Source organism: Occallatibacter sp. FHG110214_02, from assembly GCF_059115385.1.
On sequence record NZ_JBZYWK010000001.1, the window covers coordinates 85211 to 111483 of the forward strand.

The 26273-nt window shown below is 60.1% G+C and carries 20 protein-coding genes; 5 read left to right on the plus strand and 15 right to left on the minus strand.

Annotated features, from left to right (window positions below; all coding sequences use genetic code 11):
- Positions 1–79: 79 nt before the first annotated feature.
- The 8 genes from AC5S3R_RS00365 to AC5S3R_RS00400 all read right to left on the minus strand — a co-directional run bounded on the left by AC5S3R_RS00365 (position 80) and on the right by AC5S3R_RS00400 (position 8898).
- Entirely contained in the window at positions 80–1483 is a 1404-nt protein-coding gene (locus AC5S3R_RS00365; protein WP_494264618.1) for an acetyl ornithine aminotransferase family protein, read from the minus strand.
- A gap of 631 nt (positions 1484–2114) precedes the next feature.
- Entirely contained in the window at positions 2115–2657 is a 543-nt protein-coding gene (locus AC5S3R_RS00370) for a MerR family transcriptional regulator (RefSeq protein ID WP_494264619.1), read from the minus strand.
- Entirely contained in the window at positions 2658–2927 is a 270-nt protein-coding gene (locus AC5S3R_RS00375; protein WP_494264620.1) for a HepT-like ribonuclease domain-containing protein, read from the minus strand. It abuts the gene before it with no gap.
- The gene (locus tag AC5S3R_RS00380; RefSeq protein ID WP_494264621.1) at positions 2917–3240 is read right to left on the minus strand and encodes a nucleotidyltransferase family protein; all 324 of its coding nucleotides are present in this window, start codon (positions 3238–3240) and stop codon (positions 2917–2919) included. The genes AC5S3R_RS00375 and AC5S3R_RS00380 overlap by 11 nt, the downstream gene beginning before the upstream one ends.
- A 19-nt stretch (positions 3241–3259) precedes the next feature.
- Positions 3260–5266 carry a DUF3858 domain-containing protein gene (locus tag AC5S3R_RS00385; RefSeq protein WP_494264622.1) on the minus strand — a complete coding sequence of 669 codons (2007 nt, stop codon included), beginning with the start codon at positions 5264–5266 and terminating at the stop codon, positions 3260–3262.
- 12 nt (positions 5267–5278) lie between these two features.
- Positions 5279–7168: a DUF3857 domain-containing transglutaminase family protein gene (locus AC5S3R_RS00390; protein ID WP_494264623.1), complete on the minus strand. Its 1890-nt coding sequence runs from the start codon at positions 7166–7168 to the stop codon at positions 5279–5281.
- Positions 7169–7527: 359 nt separating this feature from the next.
- Entirely contained in the window at positions 7528–8085 is a 558-nt protein-coding gene (locus AC5S3R_RS00395; RefSeq protein WP_494264624.1) for a Maf family protein, read from the minus strand.
- A gap of 45 nt (positions 8086–8130) precedes the next feature.
- Positions 8131–8898, minus strand: coding sequence for a bestrophin-like domain (locus AC5S3R_RS00400; RefSeq protein WP_494264625.1), 768 nt, complete (start codon positions 8896–8898; stop codon positions 8131–8133).
- Between the two features lie 220 nt (positions 8899–9118).
- Between AC5S3R_RS00400 and AC5S3R_RS00405 the strand changes: the two genes are divergently transcribed.
- Positions 9119–9865 carry a BON domain-containing protein gene (locus AC5S3R_RS00405; RefSeq protein WP_494264626.1) on the plus strand — a complete coding sequence of 249 codons (747 nt, stop codon included), beginning with the start codon at positions 9119–9121 and terminating at the stop codon, positions 9863–9865.
- Positions 9866–9904: 39 nt separating this feature from the next.
- Here the strand turns inward: AC5S3R_RS00405 and AC5S3R_RS00410 are convergent, their stop codons facing one another.
- The 3 genes from AC5S3R_RS00410 to AC5S3R_RS00420 form a co-directional block, all read right to left on the minus strand.
- Entirely contained in the window at positions 9905–11167 is a 1263-nt protein-coding gene (locus AC5S3R_RS00410) for an ABC transporter permease (protein WP_494264627.1), read from the minus strand.
- Positions 11164–12390, minus strand: coding sequence for an ABC transporter permease (locus tag AC5S3R_RS00415; RefSeq protein WP_494264628.1), 1227 nt, complete (start codon positions 12388–12390; stop codon positions 11164–11166). Before AC5S3R_RS00415 ends, AC5S3R_RS00410 begins: the two co-directional genes overlap by 4 nt.
- Positions 12391–12520: 130 nt before the next feature.
- Positions 12521–12955, minus strand: a complete 435-nt coding sequence (locus tag AC5S3R_RS00420) for a dUTP diphosphatase (protein WP_494264629.1) — start codon at positions 12953–12955, stop codon at positions 12521–12523.
- Positions 12956–13248: 293 nt separating this feature from the next.
- Here AC5S3R_RS00420 and AC5S3R_RS00425 point away from each other — a divergent pair, with 293 nt between their 5' ends.
- A complete protein-coding gene (locus AC5S3R_RS00425) occupies positions 13249–14031 on the plus strand; it encodes an enoyl-CoA hydratase/isomerase family protein (RefSeq protein ID WP_494264953.1) in 783 nt (260 codons plus the stop codon).
- Positions 14032–14242: 211 nt separating this feature from the next.
- On the opposite strand, the gene AC5S3R_RS00430 is transcribed toward AC5S3R_RS00425, so the two are convergent.
- Together AC5S3R_RS00430 and AC5S3R_RS00435 are read right to left on the minus strand one after the other, a co-directional pair.
- Positions 14243–14983, minus strand: coding sequence for an NrsF family protein (locus tag AC5S3R_RS00430; RefSeq protein WP_494264630.1), 741 nt, complete (start codon positions 14981–14983; stop codon positions 14243–14245).
- Positions 14980–15534 carry an RNA polymerase sigma factor gene (locus tag AC5S3R_RS00435; protein ID WP_494264631.1) on the minus strand — a complete coding sequence of 185 codons (555 nt, stop codon included), beginning with the start codon at positions 15532–15534 and terminating at the stop codon, positions 14980–14982. Before AC5S3R_RS00435 ends, AC5S3R_RS00430 begins: the two co-directional genes overlap by 4 nt.
- Positions 15535–15838: 304 nt before the next feature.
- Between AC5S3R_RS00435 and AC5S3R_RS00440 the strand changes: the two genes are divergently transcribed.
- From AC5S3R_RS00440 to AC5S3R_RS00450, 3 genes are all read left to right on the plus strand, one after another.
- On the plus strand, positions 15839–16948 hold the full coding sequence (locus tag AC5S3R_RS00440; protein ID WP_494264632.1) for a hypothetical protein: 1110 nt from the start codon (positions 15839–15841) through the stop codon (positions 16946–16948).
- A gap of 236 nt (positions 16949–17184) precedes the next feature.
- Positions 17185–19896, plus strand: a complete 2712-nt coding sequence (locus AC5S3R_RS00445; protein ID WP_494264633.1) for a beta-propeller fold lactonase family protein — start codon at positions 17185–17187, stop codon at positions 19894–19896.
- 288 nt (positions 19897–20184) lie between these two features.
- Positions 20185–23796, plus strand: a complete 3612-nt coding sequence (locus tag AC5S3R_RS00450) for a carboxypeptidase-like regulatory domain-containing protein (RefSeq protein ID WP_494264634.1) — start codon at positions 20185–20187, stop codon at positions 23794–23796.
- A gap of 626 nt (positions 23797–24422) precedes the next feature.
- Here the strand turns inward: AC5S3R_RS00450 and AC5S3R_RS00455 are convergent.
- Positions 24423–24704 (minus strand): DUF503 domain-containing protein, encoded by a 282-nt coding sequence (locus tag AC5S3R_RS00455; RefSeq protein WP_494264635.1) that lies wholly within the window; start codon positions 24702–24704, stop codon positions 24423–24425.
- 83 nt (positions 24705–24787) lie between these two features.
- Entirely contained in the window at positions 24788–26257 is a 1470-nt protein-coding gene (locus tag AC5S3R_RS00460; protein ID WP_494264636.1) for a sodium:solute symporter family protein, read from the minus strand.
- Positions 26258–26273: the final 16 nt, after the last annotated feature.

A 26273-nucleotide genomic window follows, 5' to 3' on the forward strand; every position in this document is an offset into this window, starting at 1 on the left:
GATGTTGGGTTTCTCATTGCAGATTGAACGTACATAGGCGTTCCCGCCTCTCCTTTGTGAAGAGAGGCGGGACAACAAGCTATGCGCTGGCGGTCGCCAGTTCGCCGACGTGCTCTTTCTCCAGCTCTGTCAGCACCTCTTCCAGAATGTCGAGCGCCACGGTGGCCTCTTCTTCCGTGAGGACGAGCGGCGGGCATAGGCGAATCGTCGTTTCGCCGCAGCCCAGCACCATCAGGCCGCGCTCAAAGGCCAACTCTTCCACCTTGTTGCGAATCTCGGTGGCGGGAGCCTTGGTGGCCTTGTCCTTCACCAGCTCGATGCCAATCATCAGGCCGCGTCCGCGCACGTCGCCGACCAGAGGATGCGTCTTCTTCCAGCCTTCAAGGCGTTCCAGCATCTGCGCGCCAACCTTGGCTGCATTGGCAATGCCTTCGCGCTCCAGGATGTCGATGGTTGCCAGCGAGGCCGCAATCGAAATCGGGTTGCCGCCAAAGGTGGAAGCATGCGAGCCGGGAAGCCAGTCCATAATCTCGGCCTTGGAGATGCAGATGCCGAGCGGCATGCCGCTGGCAATACCCTTGGCGCTGGTGATGATGTCGGGCTCCACGCCGGTGTGCTCAATGGCCCACCACTTGCCGGTGCGGCCCGCGCCGGACTGCACTTCATCGGCTACGAGAAGGATGCCGTGCTTGTCGCAGATGCGGCGCAGCTCGCGCATGAAGTTTGTTGGTGCGACAACGTAGCCGCCTTCGCCCTGGATGGGCTCTACGAAAATAGCTGCTACTTCCTCGGGAGGCAGAGTGGTCTTGAAAAGCTTCTCTTCGATGTAGCGTGCGCAGTTGAGCGCCCACTCTTCCTGCTCGGCTTCGGTTCCGTTGCAGTTGCGATACACGTAGGGATACTGGATGTGCGTGACGCCGGGAATCAGCGGAGCGAAGCGGCGCTTCTGCTGCGGCTTGGAGCCAGTGAGCGACAACGCGCCCATGGTGCGTCCGTGGAATGCGCCGTAAAACGCAATCACGTGCTGCCGCTTGGTGTGGTAGCGGGCCAGCTTCAGTGCGCACTCAACAGCCTCCGCGCCGCTGTTGCCGTAGAAAACCTTATGCGGCCCCTTCATGGGGGCAATCTCGGAGAGCTTCGCGGCCAGGTCCGTCAAATGTTCGTCGTAAAAGTCCGTGCCGGAGATGTGAATCAGCTCCGTGGCCTGCTTTTGAATGGCGGCAACCACTTCAGGATGACAATGCCCGGTGGAAGTGACGGCAATGCCAGCAGCAAAGTCGAGAAACTCATTGCCGTCCACGTCTGTGATGCGAATGCCGCGGCCGCTCTTGGCCACCAGCGGATAGCTGCGCGTGTAGCTGGGCGAGATAAGCCGCGTGTCGGCTTCCACGGCGGCCTTGGCCCTGGGGCCCGGCAGAGCGGTAACAAGCTTCGGTCCAAACTGTGCGTGCAATTCCTGCTTCGACAAACTGAGCTTCGACATAATCTTCCATTCCTCTCGCGTTGGCGGGCGCAGGCGTGCGTGCAGAGGTGCCGCATCCGCGCTGGCCCATGGGGTCAACGGGGCCGGATTCGCAAAAAAGAAGAAGGCGTGGAAATACGCGAACCCGGAATATAGGCGAGGATCTTCGGCGGACCTTACAGCAAAATTTAATCGCCGCCGAAGAGGCTAGGTCGCGTGCGGGTAGGCAGCACACGGAGATAACGGCGAGGTCGCGCGTTGTCACTGGTCCGGCGTGCGGACTCAAAGCGAAACGCGGATTGTGCGCGTGTGTGCATGATTGCCTGTTGGCAGAAGAATAGCACAGAAGGGACAGGGGATAGGGGTGGGATGCAGTTCTGCGAACTTCGGGTGCCCCCCGGTCCGTAGCATTTGGGGACCGGGGGATACCAATACCGTTAGTTTTCCCGCTTTACGTTCTCACCAATCGTCGTTCACCCACAAAATTAGCGGGTGTCATCCTGAACGAAGCGCATTGGGCCCCACGAAGTGGGGTAGGCGGAGTAAAGGATCTGCGGTTGTCTTTTATAGTTTTGCTTTTTACAGGCTTTTCGTCTTTTGCAGCTTTAGCCGTGTATCTAAAACCCGGTACCCCAAACCCTACACCCTGTCTTTAAAACGGAAACAGTTGCTCCGACTCCTGCCTGACACGCAGAATCTTCGCCTTGGGACGCGGCATGGCAACACCCACCGCAGGCTCGTCGTTCGAGAGCATCGCAGCGATTTCGCGCAATTCTGCGCGGGCGCGGCCAATGGTCGCTTTTACTGCTTCATTGGTAGACGTGGCCGCTTGCGGCGCTGGCGTTACAGCCTGCACCTTGGGCGTGGAAGCAATTGCGGGCGCGGGAGCAACCGCGGCAGCGCGAACGGCCTGCTTCGGCGCAGTCTCCAGCACCTGCTTTGCCCCGGCAATCGTATAGCCCTCGGCATGAACGAGCCGCTTGATTTCAAGCGCCAGCTCTACCTCGCGGCGGCGATAAAGCCGCTGCCCGGTGCCGCTTTTATTGGGCTTCAGTTGCGGAAACTGTGTCTCCCAGAAGCGCAGAACATAGGTTTCTACACCGCAAATACGCGCCACATCCCCGATTTTGAAGTAAAGCCGGTCGGGAATAACGGGAGTTTCAGGAGCAGCGTGTTTTTTTAATGCTTGAGCCATCTATATGTGAGCGCAGGCGCATCCGGAACGCCATGCTTCCTTCGCAGTATAGGACAGGGTTTGCATCAGGATGGCAGCACATTTCCCGAAAGGGAACCAAACTGTCCACTCCCCACCGCGCATTGTTATCACGATCTTTCGCTCAACGGCAGCCTGGGTCCGTTCATCTTGGTCATAAGCCGCATAGTCCATTCCCTGCAGGAACTTTTCAATGGATTGAATGCTGGCCGGAATGTCCTCAAGATACTGCTGCGTGTCCTCAAAAGGCATCGACTGCCTCACGAATGACACGAGCGCGGACGCGCTCGCGCAGGGCCTCGGCGAGCGCCAGATCAACCTCGACGCCGAGAATGTCGGCAAGGCGGCGCTCCAAATGCACCATATTCAGGAGCGTCAGCCGCCGTGAACGGTCAAAATCCTCCACCAGGTCAACATCCGAATTCTCATTGGCCTCGCCCCGCGCCACCGAGCCAAACAGGCGCAGATGGACAATGCCAGCGTCCTGCAACCCCTGCTGGTGCTGCCGCAAAGTCTGCATGACCGATTCCCTGTCCATACGGGCATTTTGACTTAGTTGCGGCATGAAGTCCGCTGCCTGAAAGTCACTGTTTCTTCAGAATTGCCGCACTCTTCTCGCTCGCAACAATCGCCGCCTCAAACTTACGAAACTCCGCAGCCTTCGCCGGCGGAATCTCCACATCGCGCACAATGTACTCGCTTTCGTAGTGCAGCGTGCTTCCTTTTGCGGTGACGCTCGATTTGTAACTCGCAAAGCCTGTATCCACGCTGACCGGCTCCGGCGCATCATCCACGGTGTAACCCGCGGGCAGCGCTACATCAAAGCTGTCGCGCCATGTGCCCGGATGCCCGATCTCAATTGGATACTCCCGCTGCTTGCCCGACATCACATCCGCCACCACATGGGCATGCGAGCCAACAATGCGCGGCCTCAGCAGCAGCAGCGTTCCCGCCGAGTGCGCATAGTTCGCCGCCGAAACTTTCACTGTCAAATCAAGCGGCTTTTCCAAATCATTTACCGAGGCAAACTGGTAGTCCTTGAAGGCAAGCCCCGGCAAATCCGCGCCTAGCCGCCGCTCCATCTGCTCATGCAGCTCCTTCGCGTCGGTGTACTTGATGTCCATGCGTTCGCGCTGCGCGTCATCGCCAATGCGCTCTTCGCGAATCTCGCCGGAAAGCGAGCCATCCGCTGCCAGCGTGAACTCGCCCTTGCGCGTCATGCCGCCGGACTCCGGCGGAAGCACGGGCATGCGCAGCACCTGGCTGTTTTCGCCATCGGCAATGTTGCCATACGCCCCTTGCAACTCCGCGCGAATCAGCCCCACCGGCGTCCATTCGTCGGTGGGATCGAAGATCAATAGCGTCTTCCCCTGCGGCGTTTTTGTTGTCGCCGCCAGCCGAGGGTCTTTCTCATCCGCAGGCAGCTCAATCGCCGTAATCATGTGGTTGCCAATCAGCGATGGAGCCTTGGGGTCGATAATCCCGCGCCGGCTGTCCACATGCAGGTAGTAGGCGTGCACGCCAACAGCCTGCAGCATGGAGATCAGCAGCGTGGTCTTGTCCTTGCAGTCGCCATACTTGTTGCGATAAATATCGCCCGCCCAATGCGCCTGCCACCCACCTACGCCGGTCTCCACCACAAAGTAGCGAATGTTCTTCTGGATGTAGTCCGTAATGCGCTGCAACTTGGTGTAAAGGTCTGGCGCTCCCGCGGTCAGCTCCTGCGCCTTTGCCGTAATCTCCGGCGTAGGGTCGGGCCTGTGCTCTTCGAGGCCAGCCTGCCACAACCCAAGCGCGCGCCACTGCGCATCCGCGCCTTTTACGGCAGTCGCGCCCCAGCTTACGCTCATGCGTGCCGCTAGCGCACGCCACGGCGGAACCGAGCGCACATCTTCCAGGTCCAGCGCCGGCATGTCGTGAATCTCCCAGCGCAGATGATTCGCGGCAACCTCGGTTGGCTTCATCTCCTCATGTCCGCGCCATGAATCGGAGTAATGCCCACCCGCCGGCAGCGCCAGCTCCAGAGCCTCGAAAACCACCGGAATTGCGTACTGAATCGACCAGTCCTCTTCCGACATGTAGGGACGCAACTGCTGCTCGGTTTCGCAGGCCACCACCGCGCCGGGGTCCGCGCCCGGCGGGTTTACAACCCGCATCCGCTCGGTGAACTGCAGCACTGCTCCATCTGCCAGCCCACGGTCGGTAAAGTCCTCGTCCTTGGCCTGAAATTGCTTTCCATCCGCCGCCAGCGTCCATGCGTGAAATGCGTTCAGCTTCGAGTCCACGTCATAGGAAGCCGAGCAGTGCGCGTAATCGCGACCCTGCGGCTTCAGAATGCGCACAGCATAGCGCTCGCGCTCCACGGCGTGGTTCTGCTCATCCACCGTAATCACGTACTCGTCATACAAAAGCACAGCGGCAGAGTTCTTCGCAGAGTCCGGAGTAGCTGTCCTGGCAGCAGCCAAAGCCCAATCCGGCGCGGGCATATTTTTCTCTTTCGCCCATGAGGGCGTGCAAGCCAGCAATACCGCGCAGCCAATCGCCACGTGTGGAATCATGGCCTGATACTTTCGTCCCTCGTCCTTTGTCACTCGTCCCTCGCCTCAGTTGCCCTTAGCCGCTGTAGTCAGCACCACCTGCTGCTGGTCGCTCGCGGCTACTTTCTGGTAAAAGCCGCGCAGGTCCTGGTACTGATCGGCGGACAGGTACGTAAATCCCCGCGCAAGCTGCCGCGTCACGGAAATCTGCCCCGGAGCCTGCGTAATCTTTGTCCCAAGCACGGCTTTCTGTGCCATCGCAATATGGTTGTCCTGCGGCGCGCCTTCCACCTGCAGTCCAGCGGGCAGGTGATACGTAACCTGGTCCGTCACAAGGCTTGCGTAATGCATATCCACGGGTTCCTGCCGCGTAGGTTCGGAGACAAATGGCTGCTGAGCGCGCGACTCAAAGAAGAAGCCCGGCAGTATGGCGCGCTTACCCACAGAGGAGCCCAGCGTGCCGCTTATTTTCACAACCGCCATCAGGTTCTCGTTCTCGTCGTCGAGCGCAAGGAAGTGATCGACATGCGCTTCCACGCCCTCGGGCATAACCTGCCGCAGTGTGCGGTCATAGCGTTTTTTCAGTTCATCCGTGTCGTTTTCAAGCGCCACCTGCCGCCAATAAAGCGCCTCTTGCCCGCTCATCACAAAGCGCAGGCTGCCGGTAACTGAGCCGTTTGCCTCCAGCGTCACATCCCCCACGCGCGTCAGTGCGTTCATGGAGTAAGGCTGCAGCGGAGTGGTAAACGCGTTGCGCCCATCAGCAACCTGGCGAACGCCGCCGGCTCCCTGGTGGGTCCACTTCACCAACTGGAAGGGGCACATTTTTTCGCCGGGGTCCAGCACGTAGTCCTTGCCACCTGTTGTTAAGAGGACCACATCGTTGTCCAGTTGGTTGAAGTTGAGGTAGTTCGGCTGAAACAGGCTGCGGCCGCGGTTCACTATCTTTGCGTCATAGGCCGTGAGCCCCGCGGCGCGCAGCATGGCGAGATAGAGCAGCGCAATATCCTGCGAGGAGCCGCTTTTCTGCGCCCATGTATCCTCGGCTCGCTTCGCGGGCTTCAAGCCCATCGCCTTCAGCTCGGCCTTGCTTTTGGCCCGCGTAAAGTCCGTATTATCCAGCGCCTGCACGGCGAGATAAAGCTTCTTCGCCTTATCCATGTCGCTGTCCGTCGGCGCCACAATTTCGGATGCGGCGGACCTGATAGCGCCGGTCGGCTCGGCAAAATGGTCCACCTCTTTTGACCAGCGCTTGGCTTCAGTCATCCAGAAGTCCGCGCCACTTACGGCGGGAGAGTAATAGAAGAGCAGTTGATAAAGAAAGGCACTCATCGGCGGCATGTGGTCTTCGTCGGGAGTGGCGGGAATGTCATCGAGGTCGAGTGAGAAGCGCCCGGCTGCGTCGTTCTTTACCTCGGCGCCCTTGGGAAGCTGCGGCCAGTAGAGAAGCGTGTTGACTTCATGACCTTTGGCATCGACAAGATGCTGCGAAGTCTGCGCATTGGGGCCCTTCTGGAATGCCTTGAACGGCATGAACGAGTAGTGCGCCTTATGGATGAAATATGGCCGCTGAATCTCCCAGTAAGGTGACGAGTAGACGTTGTCGTCATAGCGGACCTCGTATTCATACTCAAGAATGCTGCCCACTTCCACGCTCGGCAGGTTAAAGACGCGCCGTCCCACCTGCACATCGCCCGTCTTGGTCTGCAGCAGGTCTGCCGGGGCGCCGTTCAGTGGAATCACCGTGCCATCGGCGTGAATTGTGCGCGCCTTGATGTCGCTGACTTTCTGCTCTCCGCGCAGGTACGGCACATTGACCGTGGCCAGCCCTTTGCCTTTTTCGGTGAGCACTTTAATCCGCGCCCGCACGCTGTGATAGTGCATCGGGTCGTCGGTCTTTTCTTCGTAGTAGAGATAAACAGCCGCTGCGCCCGGAGCCTTCGGGTCGCTGGTCATCGACAGCTCTTCTTTCGTTGGCTCCTGAAACTGCGCGCGCGCAGCCACAGGAAGAACAAGGCAGAAAAACAAGGCAGAAAGACCACAAGAGAGAACCGGGCGAAACCGCATACCAGCCGTTCCTTATGTTACCGAGCTGTAAAAAAGGGAACCCATGTAGAACAGGAAATCTGGAGGGATTCTAGCGTGAAGCGGATAAGAGGGGAAGAGAAAATTGCAAGGAAACAGGGCATAGGGGATAGGTCTGTGATGCAGTTCCATAAAGCCTGGGTGTCCCGTTTGTGTACAGTCTCGCCGTGCCCGGGCTTTTTATAGCCTTTGCTGTATATCGAACCCTACACCACAGCCTGCCCCCTGTCTTATTCCCCAATCATGGTGCTAACCAGCGCCAGCGGCAGGCCCACCACGTTGAAGTAGCACCCTTCAATCCGGGGAATCCACTTCGCCGCAAGCCCCTGAATCCCGTAGGCCCCAGCCTTATCCATGGGATGCCCCGAAGCAACATACCCGGCAATCTCTTCCGCGGAAACCACGCGAAACTTCACTCCCGTAACCTCCGCGGCTACTTCGGTTCGCTCGGCGGAAACCACAGCCACGCCGGTAATCACCGTATGCGTCCGCCCGGAGAGCGCAGCCAGCATCCGCTCTGCATCTGCCGCGTCCACCGGCTTACCCAGAATCTCGTTATCAAGCACGACCGTGGTATCCGCCCCTAAAACGACGGCCTCCGCGTCGCCAAGCTCCTTGAAAACCTTCTCCGCCTTCTCCCGCGCCAGCCGCGTCACATAGGCAGTCGGACTCTCGCCGGGCTGCACGTCCTCGTTGATATGTGCCGGACGCACCGTAAACGAAAAGCCAGCCTGCGTAAGCAGCTCGCGGCGGCGTGGGGAAGAAGAAGCGAGAACAAGATGGGACATAATTACAGGTTACAGGGGACAGGTTGCAGATAGTCTCGCCAGCATTTACGCCCCCGCCGCCAACTCCCCCTGCACCCGAATCAGGTTCTCCGGCAGCACGCGGATAACCCCGCGCCGCTGGCTGTCCAGCGTAGCAATCACAAAGAAGGAAATCGCCAGAAACAGCGGCACCACCAGCCGCAGCAGCGTGCCATGCCGCCTGTGCCCCATGTAGCCAAGCAGCACGCAGCAGAAGAAGGCCAGCACCGAGAGCAGCGTCCACACCGCATCCGGTATGCGGTCATTCGCCGCTGCGGCAGAGTACCCCGGCCTGCTCAGCACCTTATCCATCCCCGCAACCACCTGCCCGATAATCGGCGTCTGGTTGGCCCTCGCGTTGCGCTCCACAATCGGCCACATCTCGCTTTCCAGCTTGGTGCGTTCCGCGCGAATGCTGTCCAGACCGGTGTTGTCATAGGTTTCGTAGAAGGCAATGCGCAGCTTCACATACTGTTTCAGCAGCCCGCGAAGCTGCGCCGTATCCGCCGCGTCCGGCAGCAGTCCGGCAAGCATGTACTCGCTCGATATCGCACTGGCCTCCTCCTGCTCGCAGCTTTTGCGCAGGTCATAGCGCGTCACCGAGGCCGAAAAGCTGAAGCCCAACAGCAGCGCAAGAATGGAAATGGTAGCCCCGGTAATTTGCGACAGGTGGCTCTGGTCTTCGTCGCGCATAGGTTTCAGCCTGCCCAGCCACGAGCCCAGAAGCACAGCCAGCGCCAGCACCACCAGCGCCAGCGCAAAAAGAGGCAGAGGATAATCGGCGAGTGTAACCATTCGTTCTCCGTCTAACTCTAAAGATAGGCGTGCAATGCACGATTGAGCTTACCGCAACCGCATGCAGGAACCCGTGTTGATAAGGATGTGGCAGGAAAATCCGTAGAGTGGGTTTTGCTCCCCACCCCCGGCTTGTGCCACAATGAGCGCCGTATCCGTCTCCCCGGCGCATATAGGCTGGAATTTTCAAAACTTGCGGAGACGGCAGGAGAGAAGAGCGATGAAAGCTTCAATGCGTTTTCTGCTGGCAGCCGCTTTTGCGGCGATTCTTGCCATTCCCGCCGCGTGGGCACAAGCCGACGTACAGGCCGCCGCGCAAAAGGCACTCGGCGCGTCGCGTTTTAAGAACGTGCAGGTGAGCGTACAAAACGGTGTTGCCACCCTGACCGGCTCCGTGGACGTTTACGACGTCAAGCTGAATGCCGAGCAGAAGGTTCACCACGTGAAAGGCGTGGACGCCATCCGCAACCACATCCAGGTAGCCGGCGCCTCCGTCCCTGACGCACAGTTGCAGGACAAGCTGGTGCGCGCCATCCAGAGCGACCGCGTGGGATACGGCACAACGGCCTTCAACTCCATCTCGGTAGCGGTGCAGAACGGCGTAGTAACGCTGGGCGGCTACGCCTGGGGCCCCACGGACGCGGCTTCTGCCGTCTCCGTCGCCTCCAACACCAAGGGTGTAAAGGATGTAATCGACCAGATCACGGTCAACCCCACTTCGCCGAATGACGACCGCATCCGCATGGCAGCCTTCCGCGCCATCTATGGCTACCCCATGCTGAACAAGTACGCCATCGACCCGGCCAAGCCCATCCGCATCCAGGTCTCAGGCGGCCACATAACGCTCTACGGCCAGGTAGACTCGCAGGCCGACAAAAACGCCGCGGGCATCCGCGCCAACAGCGTCCCCGGCGCCTTCAGCGTAGACAACAAGCTGCAGGTAGCAGGCGGCACGCCGGAGAAGTAAAAAGAAGCAGGGACAAGGGAATATTCCCTTGTCCCTGCTTCATTCATACCGCAACGCCTCAATCGGATCGAGGCTAGCCGCCTTCCACGCCGGATAAATCCCAAACACCAGCCCAATAAACGCCGACACGCTAAACGCCACGCCCACCCATGTAGCCGAAAGCGCCGCATGCAAAAACGGCACGGCAAAGTGCAGAATCAGCGTAAACAGCGCCCCCATCACAATCCCAAACAGCCCGCCCACGGCGCACAGCGTCACCGCCTCCAGCGTGAACTGCAGCAGAATCGTCTTCTTCGTCGCGCCAATTGCTTTGCGCACGCCAATCTCGCGCGTTCGCTCCGTCACGCTCACCAGCATAATGTTCATCACGCCCACGCCGCCCACCATCAGGCCCACGCTGCTCACCGCAATCATGAACAAAAACAACCCCGCCGTCAGGGAGTTCCACAGCCTCCCCAGCGAGTCCGGCCCGAAGATCGCAAAATTATCATCCTGCTGCACCCGCAGCCCGCGCCGCACCCGCAGCAGTTCCCGCACCTCTTCCGTCACCAGGGCCTTATTCTTCGGGTCGTCATACTTCACCACAACCCAGAAGTCCTTCACCTCCGGGTGAATCTTGTGAAAGGTCTCAAGCGGAAACATCGCCACGTTGTCCCGCGGATTGCGCCCACTTCCAAAGGGCTGTGCACGTTTGTCCAGCACGCCGATAACAGTAAAAACATCCCCTGCAATGTCCACGTCCTGGCCGATAGGCGACTTGCCGGGAAAAAGGTCCGCAGCCGTGTCGTAGCCCAGCAAAACCACATTGGACGCGCGTTGTTCCTCCGCATCGGTCCATATGCGCCCATCAATCAGGTTCAGGTCGTTGACCTCCTTCACCTGCGAAGTTACGCCATTCAACACGGTGTTTGAAATCTTATGCGTCCCGGCCTTCACCGCTACCGGAGGCATCTGCCCCGACTGTTGCGCAAACTGCGAAGTCAGCTCCGGGTCTACGGCAGCCACGTGCGGCAGCGCCCGTAATGCAATCGCGTCCTCATAGGTGAGCTTCTTCCGGTTCAGCTCCTCCGTCGTTACCTGGTGCCCAAAGGGCTCGTACTGAAAGACCCACAGCGCATTCGTTCCCAGCGCCTGGATAAAGTCAGCCATGTTGGAATTCAAGCCGTTAATTGCCGACGAAATCAGAATTACCGTTGAAATTCCAATCATGATGCCCAGAATCGTCAGTCCTGAGCGCAGCTTGTTCGCGCGCAGCGTATCCAGCGCCAGCTTGATTGATTCCTGTACATCGACAATCCTCATAGCTCCGCCCTCAGTGCGGTAATCGGATCAAGCTGAGCTGCCTTATATGCCGGATAAATCCCAAAGAACAGTCCCACTGCTGTTGAAACAAACAGACCGGCAACCACCGACCACATCTCAACCGGCGAAGGGAATGCAATCGAAATTGCAATAATCTTCGCTACGACAATGCCGCCGATAATCCCAATCGCCCCACCCAGCAGGGAAAGCGTCCCCGACTCAATCAAAAACTGGCGCAGAATGTCATTCCGTTTCGCACCCAGGGCTTTCCGCACGCCAATCTCGCGCGTCCGCTCCGTCACGGCAACAAGCATGATGTTCATAATCACAATGCCGCCCACCACCAGGGAGATCGCGGCAATTGCAGCCACCACCGCGCCAAAGTTGTTCAACACATTCCCCAGCAGGTTCTGGAACGTGTCGCTCGACGCAAGCTCGAAGGTATCCTTGTCCGCAGGCCCCAGGTGCCGCCGCGCACGCATAATCGCGCGTAGCTGGTCCATCACGTTGTCCATTACCGCGCCGCCGCCGCCCGTGTCCGCGTCAATCGAAATCGAAGCGTGCGCCCCATACTGGTGCAGAAACGTCGTAATCGGCACAGACACCCAGTTGTCCATGCTCTGCCCGAACATCTTCCCCTGCGCCTCGCCCACGCCAATCACCGTGTAAGGCGTGCCGTCCACGCGAACCTCCTTGCCAATCGGATCGCCCGTGCCCAGCATGTTGTCCACAATATCGGCGCCCACAATCGCCACGTGCGCTCCGTGGTCATCCTCGGCCTGCGTAAACGCGCGTCCCACGGCAATATTCTGGTTCGAGATCACCGGCATCGTCCACGTCCATCCATTGATGGTTGTGTCCGTCGTGTTCTGCTTTCCATACACAACCTTGCCCACAGTGCTCCGCTCCGCGCCTACATCCGCGCATAGCGTGCACCCTGCCTGCACTGCCTGGTAATCCTCGTATGTAACGTCCCGCCGCTTCTGGTACTCCTGGTACTCTTCCAGCGTGAAGATGACACTCGGCATCTTGCTGATCGTCACTTTCGATGCGCCATAGTTATTCAGCTTGTTGGTCACAAACTGCTTTGCGCCGTTGGTCAGCGTCACCACGGTAATGACCGAAGCCACGCCGATAATCACGCCCAGCAGCGTCAGCAGCGAGCGCAGCTTATTCGCCCACAGCGATTGCAGAGCCAGTCGAAATGCCTCAATCCATTGCATGGTTGTCGCTCAAAGCCGCCCGCGTCCCGCAGGCAGCAATCTCCCCACCATCATCCGCAACCAGAGTTACGCACAGCAACAGCTCAGCGTTCCCCATTCCCCGGCTGTACACACAAGGATAGAGGAAAAACTACCTTCCTGAACTGCCGAATCCTTTATCCAGCCGCGCCGAATCCTCCAGCGTCTCCACCTCAACCACATCCCCTGTCAAAATCGGCACCGGAATCATCTGCGCAATCTTATCCCCGGCCTTCACCTCAAAGGGTTCCAGCCCAATATTCGTCATCAGGATAAGAATCTCCCCGCGATACCCCGCGTCAATCACGCCCGCCGTCGTAGCAATCCCCTTCGACGCCATCGACGACCGGTCCCTGACCAGCAGCCCTAGCGGCGCACCCGTCTCCGGATGCCGCGCCTCCACCGCAATCCCCGTCCGCACCTTCACGCCCACATGCGGAGCCAGCACCGCGCCCTCAAGCGCAAACACGTCATATCCCAAATCCTCGCCCGGATGCGCAACCACCGGCGCCCGCGCCCCTGTTTCCAGCAATTTCACTCGCAACATGTCCTAGATAATACTGGTTGCAACGCCCTTCCAGTCCCCCAGCCCCCATAGTCCCTAAGTCCCTGTTTTTTCTCCATCCATCGATGGAACCCACCCTCACTCCATAGGTCCAAGACGCGTCCCGCCCCCGGCGATACTCTTTACCCGTCTCCTGTATGGCCTTCCTAATCAGGGCCTGTACCTCTTAAGGGCGGCGCCATTCCAACATGGCAGCCGCCCATTTCTATTCCGGCCCTTTCCATTGCCGAAAACCTGCTTTTCCCGATACCCTCATCTGTTACCCTCATCCCCAAATGGCCCCACAGTTCATTCACATTACCCGGCGACCGCCACTCGCGGTCATTACCGTGAATCGACCGGAGGTGCTGAACGCCCTGAGCGTGGCGGTTCTGGCGGAGCTCGACGCCGCACTGACCGGGGTGCGCACGGACAACGAGGTGCGTGCTGTTCTCCTCACGGCCTCCGGCGAGCGCGCCTTTGGAGCCGGTGTCGATGTTTCCGAGCTCAACGCCTTTACCCCGCGCGAGGGCGCAGCCTTCTATCTCCGCGCACAGGAGACCTTCCGTCGCGTGGAAATGCTCGGCAAGCCGGTCATCGCCTGCATCCGCGGCTATGCCCTCGGTGGCACATGGGATCTGGCGCTTGCAGCCACCATTCGCCTGGCCTCTGACGATGTCCGCATCGGCCATCCCGAGGTGAAATTCGGCCTGATGGCCGGTTACGGAGGAACCCAGCGCCTGCCCAACATCATTGGCCGCAGCGCTGCGCTCAGGCTGCTGCTTTCCGGCGAGCCTATCACCGCACAAGAGGCCCTGCGCCTCGGCCTGGTGGATGAAGTTATTCCAGCCGCCAACCTGCTGGTCCGTGCTGAGCAGCTTGCCCTTACCATTGCCGCTAACGCCCCGCTCGCCATCCAGGCAACCATCCAGGCCGTGGACGAGCTCCTTGACTGGCGCAGCGATCAGGCTCTCCTACGCGAATCCGAGCGCTTCGGTCGACTCTGCGGCACAGAAGACAAAGCCGAAGGCACCAAAGCCTTTTTGGAAAAACGCAAGCCTGACTGGAAGGGAAGGTAAGACAGGGAACAGGCATCGGATGCAGTTCCACCAACATCGGGTGCCCCCTGCCCCTGGCATTTGGGGACCGGGGATATCGATACCGATAGCTCCCTTGTCTAAGCTCTCCCACAAATGAAAGCCGTATCCTTCGTCCTCACACAAAAGAAAGCAGTGTCATCCTGAACGAAGCGCATTGGGGTAGGCGGAGTGAAGGATCTGCGGTTGCCCTTTACAGCTTCCGCCCTTTATCTAACCCCCTGTACCCCGTACCCCACACCCTGTACCCTGCCGTGCAAAGCACGGCAACCGCGGCACTCACCGGCACCACCGCCAGATGCCAAACCATCACATGCGCCGCCTCAAAATTAGGGCACTGCATCTCCAGCTCTGCCAACCCCGCTAGCCCGGCCAGCGTCCCCGCTGCCGCGCCAGCAGAAACAGCATTCACCGCAAACCCTCTTCGCAGCAGAACCCAGCTCAGCAGCCCCACCGGAAGCGCATGCTCCAGCCCCGTAATCAAGCAGGCAATCCCGGCAGAAAAGAAATTCTCCACCTCGTAATCGCGGAACGACACCGCAAAAATCCCCAGCATCGCCACGATGACCGCACCCAGCAGCACGCTGGAAGAAACCCTCCGCAGCCGCCCCGGAATCATCGCATGCACAAGCTCATTCGCCGCCAGCACCACAAACCCGCAAAGCGCCGCAAAGATAATCCCGCGCTCCCACGCATTCATCCTCGCAATCCCCAGGAACCCCGCCCGCGCCGCGCCACCAATCGCAATCGCCGCCGTAATCAACACCAGCCCAGCCGCCAAAACCCATCCCGGAGGCAGCGGGCGAACAGGCCGCACCGACGACTGCACAGCCGCCGTGATGCGCGCCAGCACCTCCGGTCCCGGTCCTGGATCAGACCCGGAGCCAGCGCCGCCCGCACCCCTCAGCATGCCGTCAATCTCGTCGTCTCTCACGACTGTCCTCCCACACGCGCCCCCAGCGTAGCCCTCAGCTTTTTATAAGCCCGGTGCGCCTTCTGCTTCACTGAGCCCACCGTAGAAGAAGTAGCCCGCGCCACCTCTTCCAGCGACATCCCGGCCACCTTCAGCATCTGCACCACATCGCGCTCGCCGTCCGATAGCGGAGCCAGCATCGCCGCCAGCTCCTCGCCACGCCCGGTTTCTTCCGGAATCGCCGCGGCGTTCTTCGTCTCCGCTTCCAGCCGCTGCGCCCCCGCAGTTGTCCGCACACCCCTGCGATAGTGGTCCACCCGAATATGCCGCGCAATCGCATAAAGCCACGGCAGCACAGGCTCCCCCATGCGATACGTATGTCTCACCTTGTGGATGCGCAGCCAGGTCTCCTGCAGCAGGTCGTCTGCCTCGGCGCGGCTGCCCATCTGAGCCGCAAAAAATCGGTAGAGCTGCGGACTGGCATGCCCAATCAGCTCCGCGGCTGCAGCGGAATCACCCTGCTGGTAACGGGCCATCAGCATCGCGAGATTGAGTTCGTCGTCCGGGTGCATCAGTGGGATTGCCTTCCTGCAATCAGTTTCCGCACCGGCGCCATCGCTCAATCTATCCCTTGTCCCCGGCGCTTTCCGTGCCGGAAGCCCACTCTCACACCGACAGATTCGCTTCAGCCCGGCAAAAAGTTACGCAGCCTTCAGGAAATTTTCCAGCTTTTATTTCTCAACTTTTTTGTCGCTTCCCATCGTAACTTTCCACCCCTCCCCGGCGAAATCCCATGTACAAACTGCTTCGTTTTGCCAGCCGCATCTCCGGTTCGCAAAAGAGATAAACCCAACTCCAAAACCACAGGAGATTCCGATGTTTTCCAGCAAGCTTGAAAAGTTCTCGCTGGCCCCACGCGGCATTGCGCTCGCGGCCATGCTCGCCACCAGCTCGCTCGTCTTCGCGCACGAGCCGGGCTTTCCCTTTCCCGACCACTCCAACTCAGGCCGCACCACCTACGTCCTGACCAGCACCAACGACGCCACCCGCAATGAAGTCCTCGCCTTCAAGCTCGAATCCGGCAAAACCCCATCCCTCCCGCTCGCCTACACCCTGCCCACCGGCGGCAAAGGCGGAGCAGGCGGCAACGCCGGCATCCTCCAGTTCCAGGATGACCTCGGCGCAGTCGCCAACTTCGGTTCCAACTCCGTCAGCCAGATCGTCCGCCGCGGCAACGCCATCACCCTCGGCCAAACCATCCGCCTCGTCTCCGGCTGCAAATCGCCTGACTCCGTAGCCCTCTCCAGTGGCCACCTCTTTGTCGCCGGAGCCACCTGTGCCGAAAGCTACAACTGGCCCTACGGCACCCCCGAAGGCAGCGCCGTCAGCCTCCCCGACAACACTGCCGCACAAATCGTCGTCGGCCAAACCTGGGCCGCCGTCACCATGACCTCTGGCTCGCTCCTCCACCTGCCGCTTACCCGTCAGGGCGGAGTCCTCGACGGCAGCAGTACCTCCGTTGCCCTGCCCGAAGACGCCAACAACACGCCCCTCGGCGCAGCCTTCTGGGGAGACGTCCTCGGCTTCGACCCCGCGCACAGCCCCAAGAGCTTCGCCATCGTCAACTCCAGGGATGAAGTCTTCCCCGTCACCGGCCCCGCGCCGTCCTTCCCGACGAACGCTCCCTGCTGGCTCGTCAAAGGCCCGCGCAGCCTCTGGTACGCCGGCAACTCCCCCGGCCAGGCCATTTCCATCTTCTTCAGCGACGACAAAGGCGGAGCCTTCTATAAATCTGTCCCCCTGCCCGGCGTCCCCACGGACATCACCATCTCCCCCGACCAGAAATGGCTGGCAGTTATCTTCACCGCCGCAGATGGTGCGCACGTAGGCGTCTTTTCCATTGATGAATACGGCGACCTGACGCAGGTAGCCATCACCCGCGCCACAGGCGCAGCGGCCTTCAGCGGCGTAGCCATCAGCCAATAACCAAAAATCCAATCAGCAATCCCACAAACATCGGGTGCCCCGGTCCCTCGCATTTGGGGACTGGGGATACCATCAAAATTGAATGGGATATCTATAAGCTTTTTATGGTTTAGTCGTTTATCTATACCCCTATACCCCTATACCCCTACACCCTGTACCCTCTATTCTGCACTGAACTGTTAAGTCCGCCTCCTTTCACCAAACTGCAACCTCCCATCGTTCATACTGAAACTCCCATGCCATCTTTCCGCCTTTTCCCCGTGCTCCTCACGAGCCTCGTCGCAGCCTCGTCTCTCGCTCCAGCACAAACCACGGCCAAAACGGATGTAACCGCCACCCTCGTCAATGGCCGCACAATCCACCCCGCCGGAAGCTGGCTCCAGCTCGCGCCCTACCCCTTTGCGCTCGCCGTGCGCCCCGATGGCAACCAGGTCGCCATCCCCTCCATCGGCTTTCCCTTCGCGCTCAACGTAGTGGACGCCCCTGAAACCCCCACCCCCAGCGCGACGAAGACACCCAATGGCAACAACCGCCGCCCCGACATTGAAACCCACGCCGGCGTAGCCTACTCGCCCGACGGCAAGCTGCTCTATCTCGCCACCGGTGACTCTGGCAAAGTCTCCATCTACAAAACCGCCGACTGGTCGCACGCCGGCGAGCTCTCCCTCGACGGCGAGACCGCAGGCAAGCAGTACAAACACAGCTTCGCCGCCACACTGGTAGCCTCCGCTGACGGCAAAACCCTCTTCGTCCTCGACCAGGGCAACTGGCGCATCGTGGTTCTCAACGTAGCTCCCGTTCCCGGCCAGCGCCTCGGCCGCATCGCTTCCATTCCCTCAGGCCGCTACCCCTACTCGCTCACCCTCTCGCCCGACGGCAAACGCCTCTACGTCACCAACACCGGCCTCTTCGAGTACACCGCCGTCCAAAATCCCAACGGCGAGCCCCGCGACGAGGACCACGACCCCGGCCTCCGCTTCCCACCTTTCGGCTACCCCTCCAAAGCCGCCCGTGAAGGTGGAACCGTAGAAGGCAAGCGCGTTCAGGGTCTCGGAGATGAAAACTCCGTCGAAGGCAGCTCCCTCTGGACCTACGACATATCGAATCCCGCCGCTCCCGCCATCACCGCCAAACTTCGCCTCGGCGCAAAAATCAGCGAGCAGGCTGGCAACACCGTTGGCGGAGCGGCTCCCACCGGCGTAGCCGCGTCCAATGGGGCCGTCTACGTTGCCCTCGCCCACGACGACGCCGTAGCCAAGCTCACCCCCGACGGCAAAACCCTCCTTGCCCAAACCGAGCTGACGCCCTTCACCGGCCCTCAATATAAAGACAGCAAAGGCCGCCCCCTCCGTGGCGTCATGCCCAGCGGAATCGGCGTCAACCAGGGCCGTGTCTACGTCGCAGAATCAGGAATCAACGCCGTAGCCGTCCTCAACGAGCAAAACCTCTCCGTCATCGAGCACATCCCCGTAGGCTGGAACCCCTCCGCCGTAGCCTTCTCGCCTAACGGCAAATTCCTCTACGTCACCAACGCCAAGGGCAAGGGCGCAGGCCCCAACGGCGGCAAAAACTACGACAAATCGCTCCCCACCTACGTCGGCTCTCTCGACTACGGCAGCCTGAGCATCCTCAACCTCGGCAATCTCCCCTCAGCGGAAGCCCTGACCCAAACCGTAGTCAGCACCAACCAGGCCGCCATCGCTGAGCGCCCGCAACTCCCGCGCCTCAAGCACTGCTTCCTCATCATTCGCGAAAACCGCACCTACGACGAAGTCCTCGGAGACATTCCCGGAGCCAACGGCGACCCCACCATCGCCCGCTACGGCCTCGACGGCTGGACCGAGGAAAACAAATCCGTCCTCCACCTCAAAGTCACGCCCAACCTCCACGCCCTCGCCGCGCGCTACGCCATCAGCGATAACTTCTACGTCGATTCCGACGTCTCTGCTGACGGCCACCGCTGGGTCGTCGGAGCCAACCCCACGCCCTTCTTCAACACCGCATGGTCCTCCGGCTACGGTGGCCGCCGCAAAGGCGACCCCGACGAGCCCGGACGCCGCGCCATCTTCGGCGGAGCCGACGCCCCCATGCCGGAAGACGAGCCCCAGTTCGGCACCCTCTGGGAGCACATCGCCAACGCCTACAAATCCGGCCACGGCATCCTGAATTACGGAGAAAGCCTCGAAGTAGAAGGCAACGACGAGCGCCCCGGAACCGAGCCCACCGGGCAGCGCCTCTACCTCAACGCGCCCGTCCCCGTCCCCGTCTTCGAGTCCTCTGACCGCAACTTCCCCACCTTCAACCTCGGCATCCCCGACCAGCTCCGCTTCGAGGAATTCCAGCGCGACCTAAGCGCCCGCATCGCCAAAAACGAAGTCCCGGCCCTCATCGTCATCCGCCTGCCCAACGACCACATGGCAGGCCCGCGACCCGCCGACGGCTATCCATATAGAGCCTCTTACGTAGCCGACAACGACCTCGCCCTCGGCAAAATCGTCGAATACCTCTCCACCACCCCCATCTGGCGCGACTCCGCTCTCTTCGTCACAGAAGACGATGCCCAGGGCGGCGTCGATCACGTCGATGCTCACCGCTCCATCCTCGGCATTGCCAGCCCCTGGCTCAAGCCCGGCTCCGTTTCCCACTCCCACACCGACTTCGGCTCCATCACCCGCACCATCGACGAGCTACTCGGTCTCGCGCCCATGAACCTTGAAGACGCCCTCGCCGGCGATCTCCTCGGCATCTTCGACACCGCGCCGCACATGGAGCCCTTCCACGCCGTCCCCGTAGATCCTCGCGTCTTCATCCCGGAAAACGCCAAAGTCGCCAAGCCCAAAACCCGCAAGCAAGCCGCCGAGCTCCTCGACATGGACGACGCCGAAGAAATCAGCCGTCATATGAACAAGACCCGCAAAACCCTAACTCGCCCCACCGACAACGATTAACCATGCTCAGACTCCGCATATAAACAAACATTGCGGAGTGATATAAGGCCAACCTTATGCGATTGCTTTTTTGAACAGGAAATCCGCGTCCGCTGAACCGTTAAGTCCTTGTAACTCCCCGTTAGTTCACTATCTTGTAACCACAACTGGCTACTCTGAACCTGCTACACCTCACTGAATTCCTTCCTTATCCGGGGTTTCCCAGGCATGAGGAAAAGTGTTTCTCATTTCAGGTCTTATCGGGCTCTCCGAAACCTTCATTGGCAACATTTTTAGGAGGCAGTAATAATGTCAGCACCAAAAGCCGCTTCGCGCAGTCTCTGGATACGCCTTTCCGCGTGCCTGAGCCTGCTGCTTGCTCTCGCTATCTCGCCCGCGTGGTCCCAGGTCACCCAGGGCTCCATCTTCGGCACGGTCAAGGACGTCAAGGGAGCAGTCATCCCCGGCGCAACCGTTACCCTCACCAACACCGACCTGAACACCACCCGTACCGCCACCAGCAACGCCAGCGGTGACTACACCTTCAACGACGCCGTCGCCGGCCACTACGCGCTGACGGTCGAAGCCGCCGGTTTTGAGAAGTACAACATCACCGGTGCAACCCTCACTGTCCGCCAGGCCCTCCGCCTCGATGCCGCTCTGGCCATCGGCGCCGTGCAGCAGTCGGTCGAAGTCAGCGGCAACACCCTCCCGGCCATCGAAACCGACAGCCCCACCATCGGAGGCGGATTCAGCTCGCAGATGGCTCTCCAGTTGCCCATCAACTCCCGCGCCAGCTTCGGCGGCACCAGCCCGGCCAATATCGTCAACACCCTGCCCGGCATGGTCAACGGCTTCCTCAACGGCCCGCAGAGCGGCTTTACGGATACCACGGTAGACGGCATCACGCTCCAGTTCACCGACGGCACCAACGGCTTCCCCTCCAGTGAAGCCATCAACGAAATCCGCGCCGACAGCGTGCTCGCCAACGCCGAATACGGCGACCCGGGCCAGATCGTCGCCACCACCAAGGGCGGCACCAGCGTCTTCCACGGCTCGCTCTTCTGGTACTACCAGTCCTCGGACTTCAACGCGACCGTCTGGCAAAATCCCGCGGCTGCCAAGCCGAGCGAAATCGGCAACACCTTCGGCGGCAGCGTCGGCGGCCCGGTGGCCATCCCGCATTTCTACAATGGCCGCAAGAAAAGCTTCTTCTTCTTCGACTGGGAAGGCTGGCGTCACCCTGCAAAGTCCACCACCAATGCCACGTTGCCCACTGCGGCAATGAAGAGCGGTGATTTCACGGATTACCTCTCCGCAAACCTGCAAAATCCTGACGGAAGTCCGAGCAACTGGTCCATCATTGACCCCAAGACCGGCGCAAACTACGGCAAGAAGATTCCCACCAGCGCCATCAATCCCATCGCGGCAGCCACCCTCAAGCAGTTCTACCCCGATCCGAATGTACCGGGAACTCAGTCCATCTTCACCTACGGCCAGCCGTCCAACTACACCACCAGCGTGGACAACAGCGGCCACTCCAACCAGTACGATGTGCGCGGCGACCAGTACTTCGGCGCAAACCAGAAGTTCCTCATCTGGGGCCGTTACACCTGGAAGAACAACGGCAGCTCCTCTATGCCGAGTGGCGGCTGGCTCCTCCCCACTGAAACGGGTTTCAACATCAACCACAACCTCAAGGTGGATACCAACTGGTCCATTACGCCTAACATCATCAATGAAGGTGCCTACGCCTGGTCCAAAAACAGCAGCGGCAGTAGCAACTCTTTTGACGGCACCGCCTGGACCCAGCAGCAGGGCTGGCAGGGTCTGGTGAACCTCTGGCAGAACGCCATCCCCACCATGGACTTCGCCACCATTTCCGGCATCGGCACCCGCCTCAACAACCCCGGCGGCGGCCACACCAACATCTATACGGATACCCTCATCTGGAACAAGGGCCGCCACACCATGAAGTTCGGCTTCCAGTTCGAGGACTTTGAAGCCATCTCGGGCCTCGGCTTCTTCGGTACTGACCAGTACGGCAACTACACCTTCAACAACGGTCAGGACCACGGCCTCGTCAACCCCGTTGACTTTGCTGACTTCCTCCTCGGCGTGCCGACATACACCAACTACGACAACGTTCTCTATGACAACGACGGCATCACCAACCACTTCTACGCCTTCGCGCAGGATGAATGGCGCGTAAGCCCCCGCGTCACGCTCACCTATGGCGTCCGTTATGAGCTGCAACCGGGTTACCACGACAAGGGAGGCGACATCGGCAACTTCCGCGATGACATCCCGGTCACCGCCGGCATCGTTTATATGGATGGCTGGTCTAAGATTCTCAACCAGTCTTACCTCGCCAGCGCCAACGCCTGTAATCCGGACGGCGTGCACACCACCAACAGCGCCGTAGTCAACGGAGCAGCTTGCATGCAGGTGCTCAGCAACTCGCAGGCCGGCCTGCCCATCGGTCTCCGCCAGCATCCCAATCTGCGTTTCGAGCCCCGCTTCGGCGTTGCCTTCCGTCCCTTCAACAACGACAAGTGGGCCGTCCGCGCCGGTTTCGGTGTCTACAACGAAACCATGGGCAGCGGTTCCTTCTACTCCCTCACCGGCACCATTCAGGCCGGTACCGTGCAGTACAACAATGCCTACAACGGGCCCGGAACCCTCAAGTTCCAATGGCCCACCATCTACTCCGGTGCGGGCGCAGGCGGCTGCTTCACCTGCTACGGTCAGGACTACTTCGGTACCGCCAACAGCATCAAGTGGAAAGACCCCTACCTCGAGCAGTGGTCGCTCGGCGTCGAGCATGACTTCGGCCGCGGCTTCGGTGCTCGCGTCTCCTATATCGGCTCCGAGTCCCATCAGCTTGTATGGGCGCCGGATGACAACGCCGTGCCTTACTCCACCACCCGCTCGGCCTACAATGCCGACTTCAGCGAGCGTCTCTACCCCAACTGGGGCGTCATCAACACCCGTAAGGTCGGTGCGGATGCCAGCTACCACTCGCTGCAGGTTGCGGCAAGCCACCACCTCCAGAACGGCCTGGAATATAACTCCGAGTTCACCTACGGTCGTTCGCTGGCCGATAACCAGGGTGCCTGCGCCGGTCAGTGCGACGGCGGTCAGAACGGCGGCTCCCGCTCTACCACCATCTTTAACCCTCGCGTGGACTTCGGTAACTCGGGCGGCAACCCCCGCTTCTACTGGAACACCACCTTCCTTTATGACCTGCCCTTCGGTCGCGGCAAGCACTTCGGCGGCGGAATGGGCCGCGTCGAAGACCTCATCGTCGGCGGATGGCGCCTTACCGGCATCTTCACCATGCGCAGCGGTCAGTTCCAGACGCCTTATCTGCCCGGCAACACGGCAGATCCCTCGGGCACCGGCTCGGGCCTCTCCAGCTCGCTCGAAGGTTGGAATCCCACCGGACGCTCGCAGTATCCTGACGTTGTTGTTGGCACCAGCGCTGTTCCCCACGGCCGCACTCGCGACAAGTGGCTCGACGTTACCCACTTTGCCTGCCCTGGCGATCCCTCATGGGTTCCCGGAACCGGCTGCTACACCGGCGCTGGCTTTGGAAAGGATGGTGCCCCGCGCTACACCGGCCCCGGCGCAGAGCATCCGCTCCCCATCGGCCGCTTCGGCACCAGCTCGGTCGGCTCTGTTCCGGGCCCTGGCTTTGTCAACCTCAACGCCGGACTCAGCAAATTCTTCCGCATTCACGAGAGCGTAGGTTTCCGCTTTGAAGGAACCTTCACCAACGTCCTCAACCACGTAAACCTGAACAACCCGAACATGAACGTGGCCTCAGCAACCTTCGGCCAGATTACGAGTTCGGTCAACGCGACAGCCTCCAGCAGCCCTGCCCGTACCGGCCAGGTCTCCGCCCGCTTCGAGTTCTAAAAGTGCGGCGCTAAACCCAACAAAGCGGCGTGGACCCCAAAGTCCACGCCGCTTTTCCTTTCCAGTCCAGCAACAAGTTTCGGGTGCTCCCGGTCCCTCGCATTTGGGGACCGGGGATGCCCACTGCTCCCATCCCAATCTCGAATCCCAACCATCGGAAGGGCCACAAAAGCCTCGTGGCGCGCCAAGCGCGCATCCGCTGCATGCAATGCAAAATAAATCCCCAATCTGTGGATAACTCTTGCGCTCAATTAACCCCATCTATGCCATACTCAAAATCACCAGCAAGAACGGCCCGATTCCAAAGGAATCGGGCCGTCGCATTTTCACCGCAATTATGGCGCAGACGCCGAAAAGGTGGGCCGGGGATTTATCCCCGGGAACCAAGCCAACAAGGCAAAGGGGGCTTTAGCCCCTGAGGTATGCTTTGGACTTTTCCATATAGGGCACAGAAGGGTACCCCCTCTTAACACTGAACTGTGAACCCACAGCCACCCCAGAAAAAAGGAAAGAAATTTTATTTTTTTAAAAAAGTAACCACTTTCCCCAAACCTATTAACTAATATATAAACACCGTAGACCGCGCATAAGAATAAACATATCAACAATATGCAGGCATAAATCCTCTAACTCTCCAAATACTCCCAATAGGAGTCCACCAGCTCCGCCCCATGCTCATTGAGAATCCGCCGGGCGGCTCGCTCAATCTCCTCAATCAGCCCATGCAGATAATCCCGCGACCGGGAAATCGCGGCAATCCCAATCGTCGCCGACTGCCAGGTCGTATCCTCATCCATCTCCGCCACGGAAGCATTGAACCCCTGCCGAAGCTGGTCTTTGAGCGAGCGCACCACCTGCCGCCGGTCCTTCAGCGACCGCGCGTGTTCAATCCGAACTTCAAGTGTCAACTGGGCAACCGGCATAGAAAAGAGAGTCGCGAGCAGGGCAGCGCCTCAGGCAATGTCCACTGTCACCTGTTCTCTGTAACCTGTCAACTGGTTCGCTCCAACTGCCCCGCCGTAGGCTTAGGCGTAAACAGGCTGACCAAAATCATCAACACCACCGCCACAATCAGCGCCGGAAAAATCGCATCCCGCTCCGCAATTACCGCCGGAAACATCGCCTTCACCGCAGGCAAATCCCACGTCAGCGTCACAAAAGTCCCGCCCGCAATCGCCGCCACCGCGCCCCACGCCGTCACCCGCCGCGAGTAGAACGCCGCCAGCACCACCGGCGTCAGCGCCGCCGAGTAAATCGTGTACGCCCAAAGCATCTTCTGCAAAATGCTCTCCGCATACACGGCCTGGTAAAGCGCCCAGCACCCCAGCAACACCACCGCCAGCCGCGAAATAATCAGCACCTTCTTGTCGCTGGCCCCCGGCGAAATGTACCGCACAAACACATCATTAATAAGGTTCGTAGCCGGAGAGAACAGGTAATTGGAAGCCGTAGAAATCACCTTCGCAAACACCGCCCCCAGCAGCACCGCGCCCAGCACCGCAGGCAGCCCATGCCGTGCCGTATAAGGAATAATCTCCCGCGGATGCGCCGCCACCTCGCCCGTCGGATACAGCGCTCGCCCAAACACGGCAATCGCCACAATCAGCGTTTCCAGCACCAGCGTTCCCACAATCCACCCGGACACGGAAAGCCGCGCATCCTTCTCCGACTTCGCCGAAAAGAACTTCTGGTACATGACTTGATTTCCCAGCATCAGCAGCATTGTCGGCACCAGGTACTCAAGCCCCTTGATAACGCCAAACACCACCGGCTGCTCCGCGCCATCCGGCCCCACGCGAAAATTCCCCAGCCAGGTAAAGTAAGCCGGCGGCAGGGAACTGTGCAGCCCATCCCATCCACCCGCCTGGTGCAGCAGCCACGGAGCCGCAATCACGCAAATCCCCGTCACCAGCGACCCAATCGCCACATCCATATAGGCAACCGACGACATCCCCGCCAGCGCCGTCGAGACAATCACAAACGCCGCAATCAGAAACGTCCCCATCTGCGCAGAAACCGTATCCGGGAAAATCAGATGCAGCACATCCCCGCCGCCCTTGAACTGGTAGCTGGTAATCCCCACATACGCAAACAGAATCGCAATCGTCCCCAGCACCCGCGCCACCTGGTTGTAGCGAGCCTCCAGCAAATCCGGCAGCGTAAACTGCGCAAACTTCCGCGCCCGCGGCGCAATAAAGTAGATAAGCAACAGCCCCAGCCACCCGCCCGCCGGCTGCCAAAGCGCGGCAAAGCCATTCCGGTAAGCATTCTCCGCCCCGGCAAAGAGCGACCCCGCTCCAATCCACGAAGTCAGCAGCGTCAGCACCAGTACAACAGCAGGCAGGCTCCGCCCGGCCACCAGGTAATCGGCTTTGGTCTTCACCCGCGTGGCCTGGTAAACCGCCACCGCCAGCAGCACAATCACAATTACCGCCAGCACACCTACATACAGCGCAGACATCAGTTCGTGAGCTCCC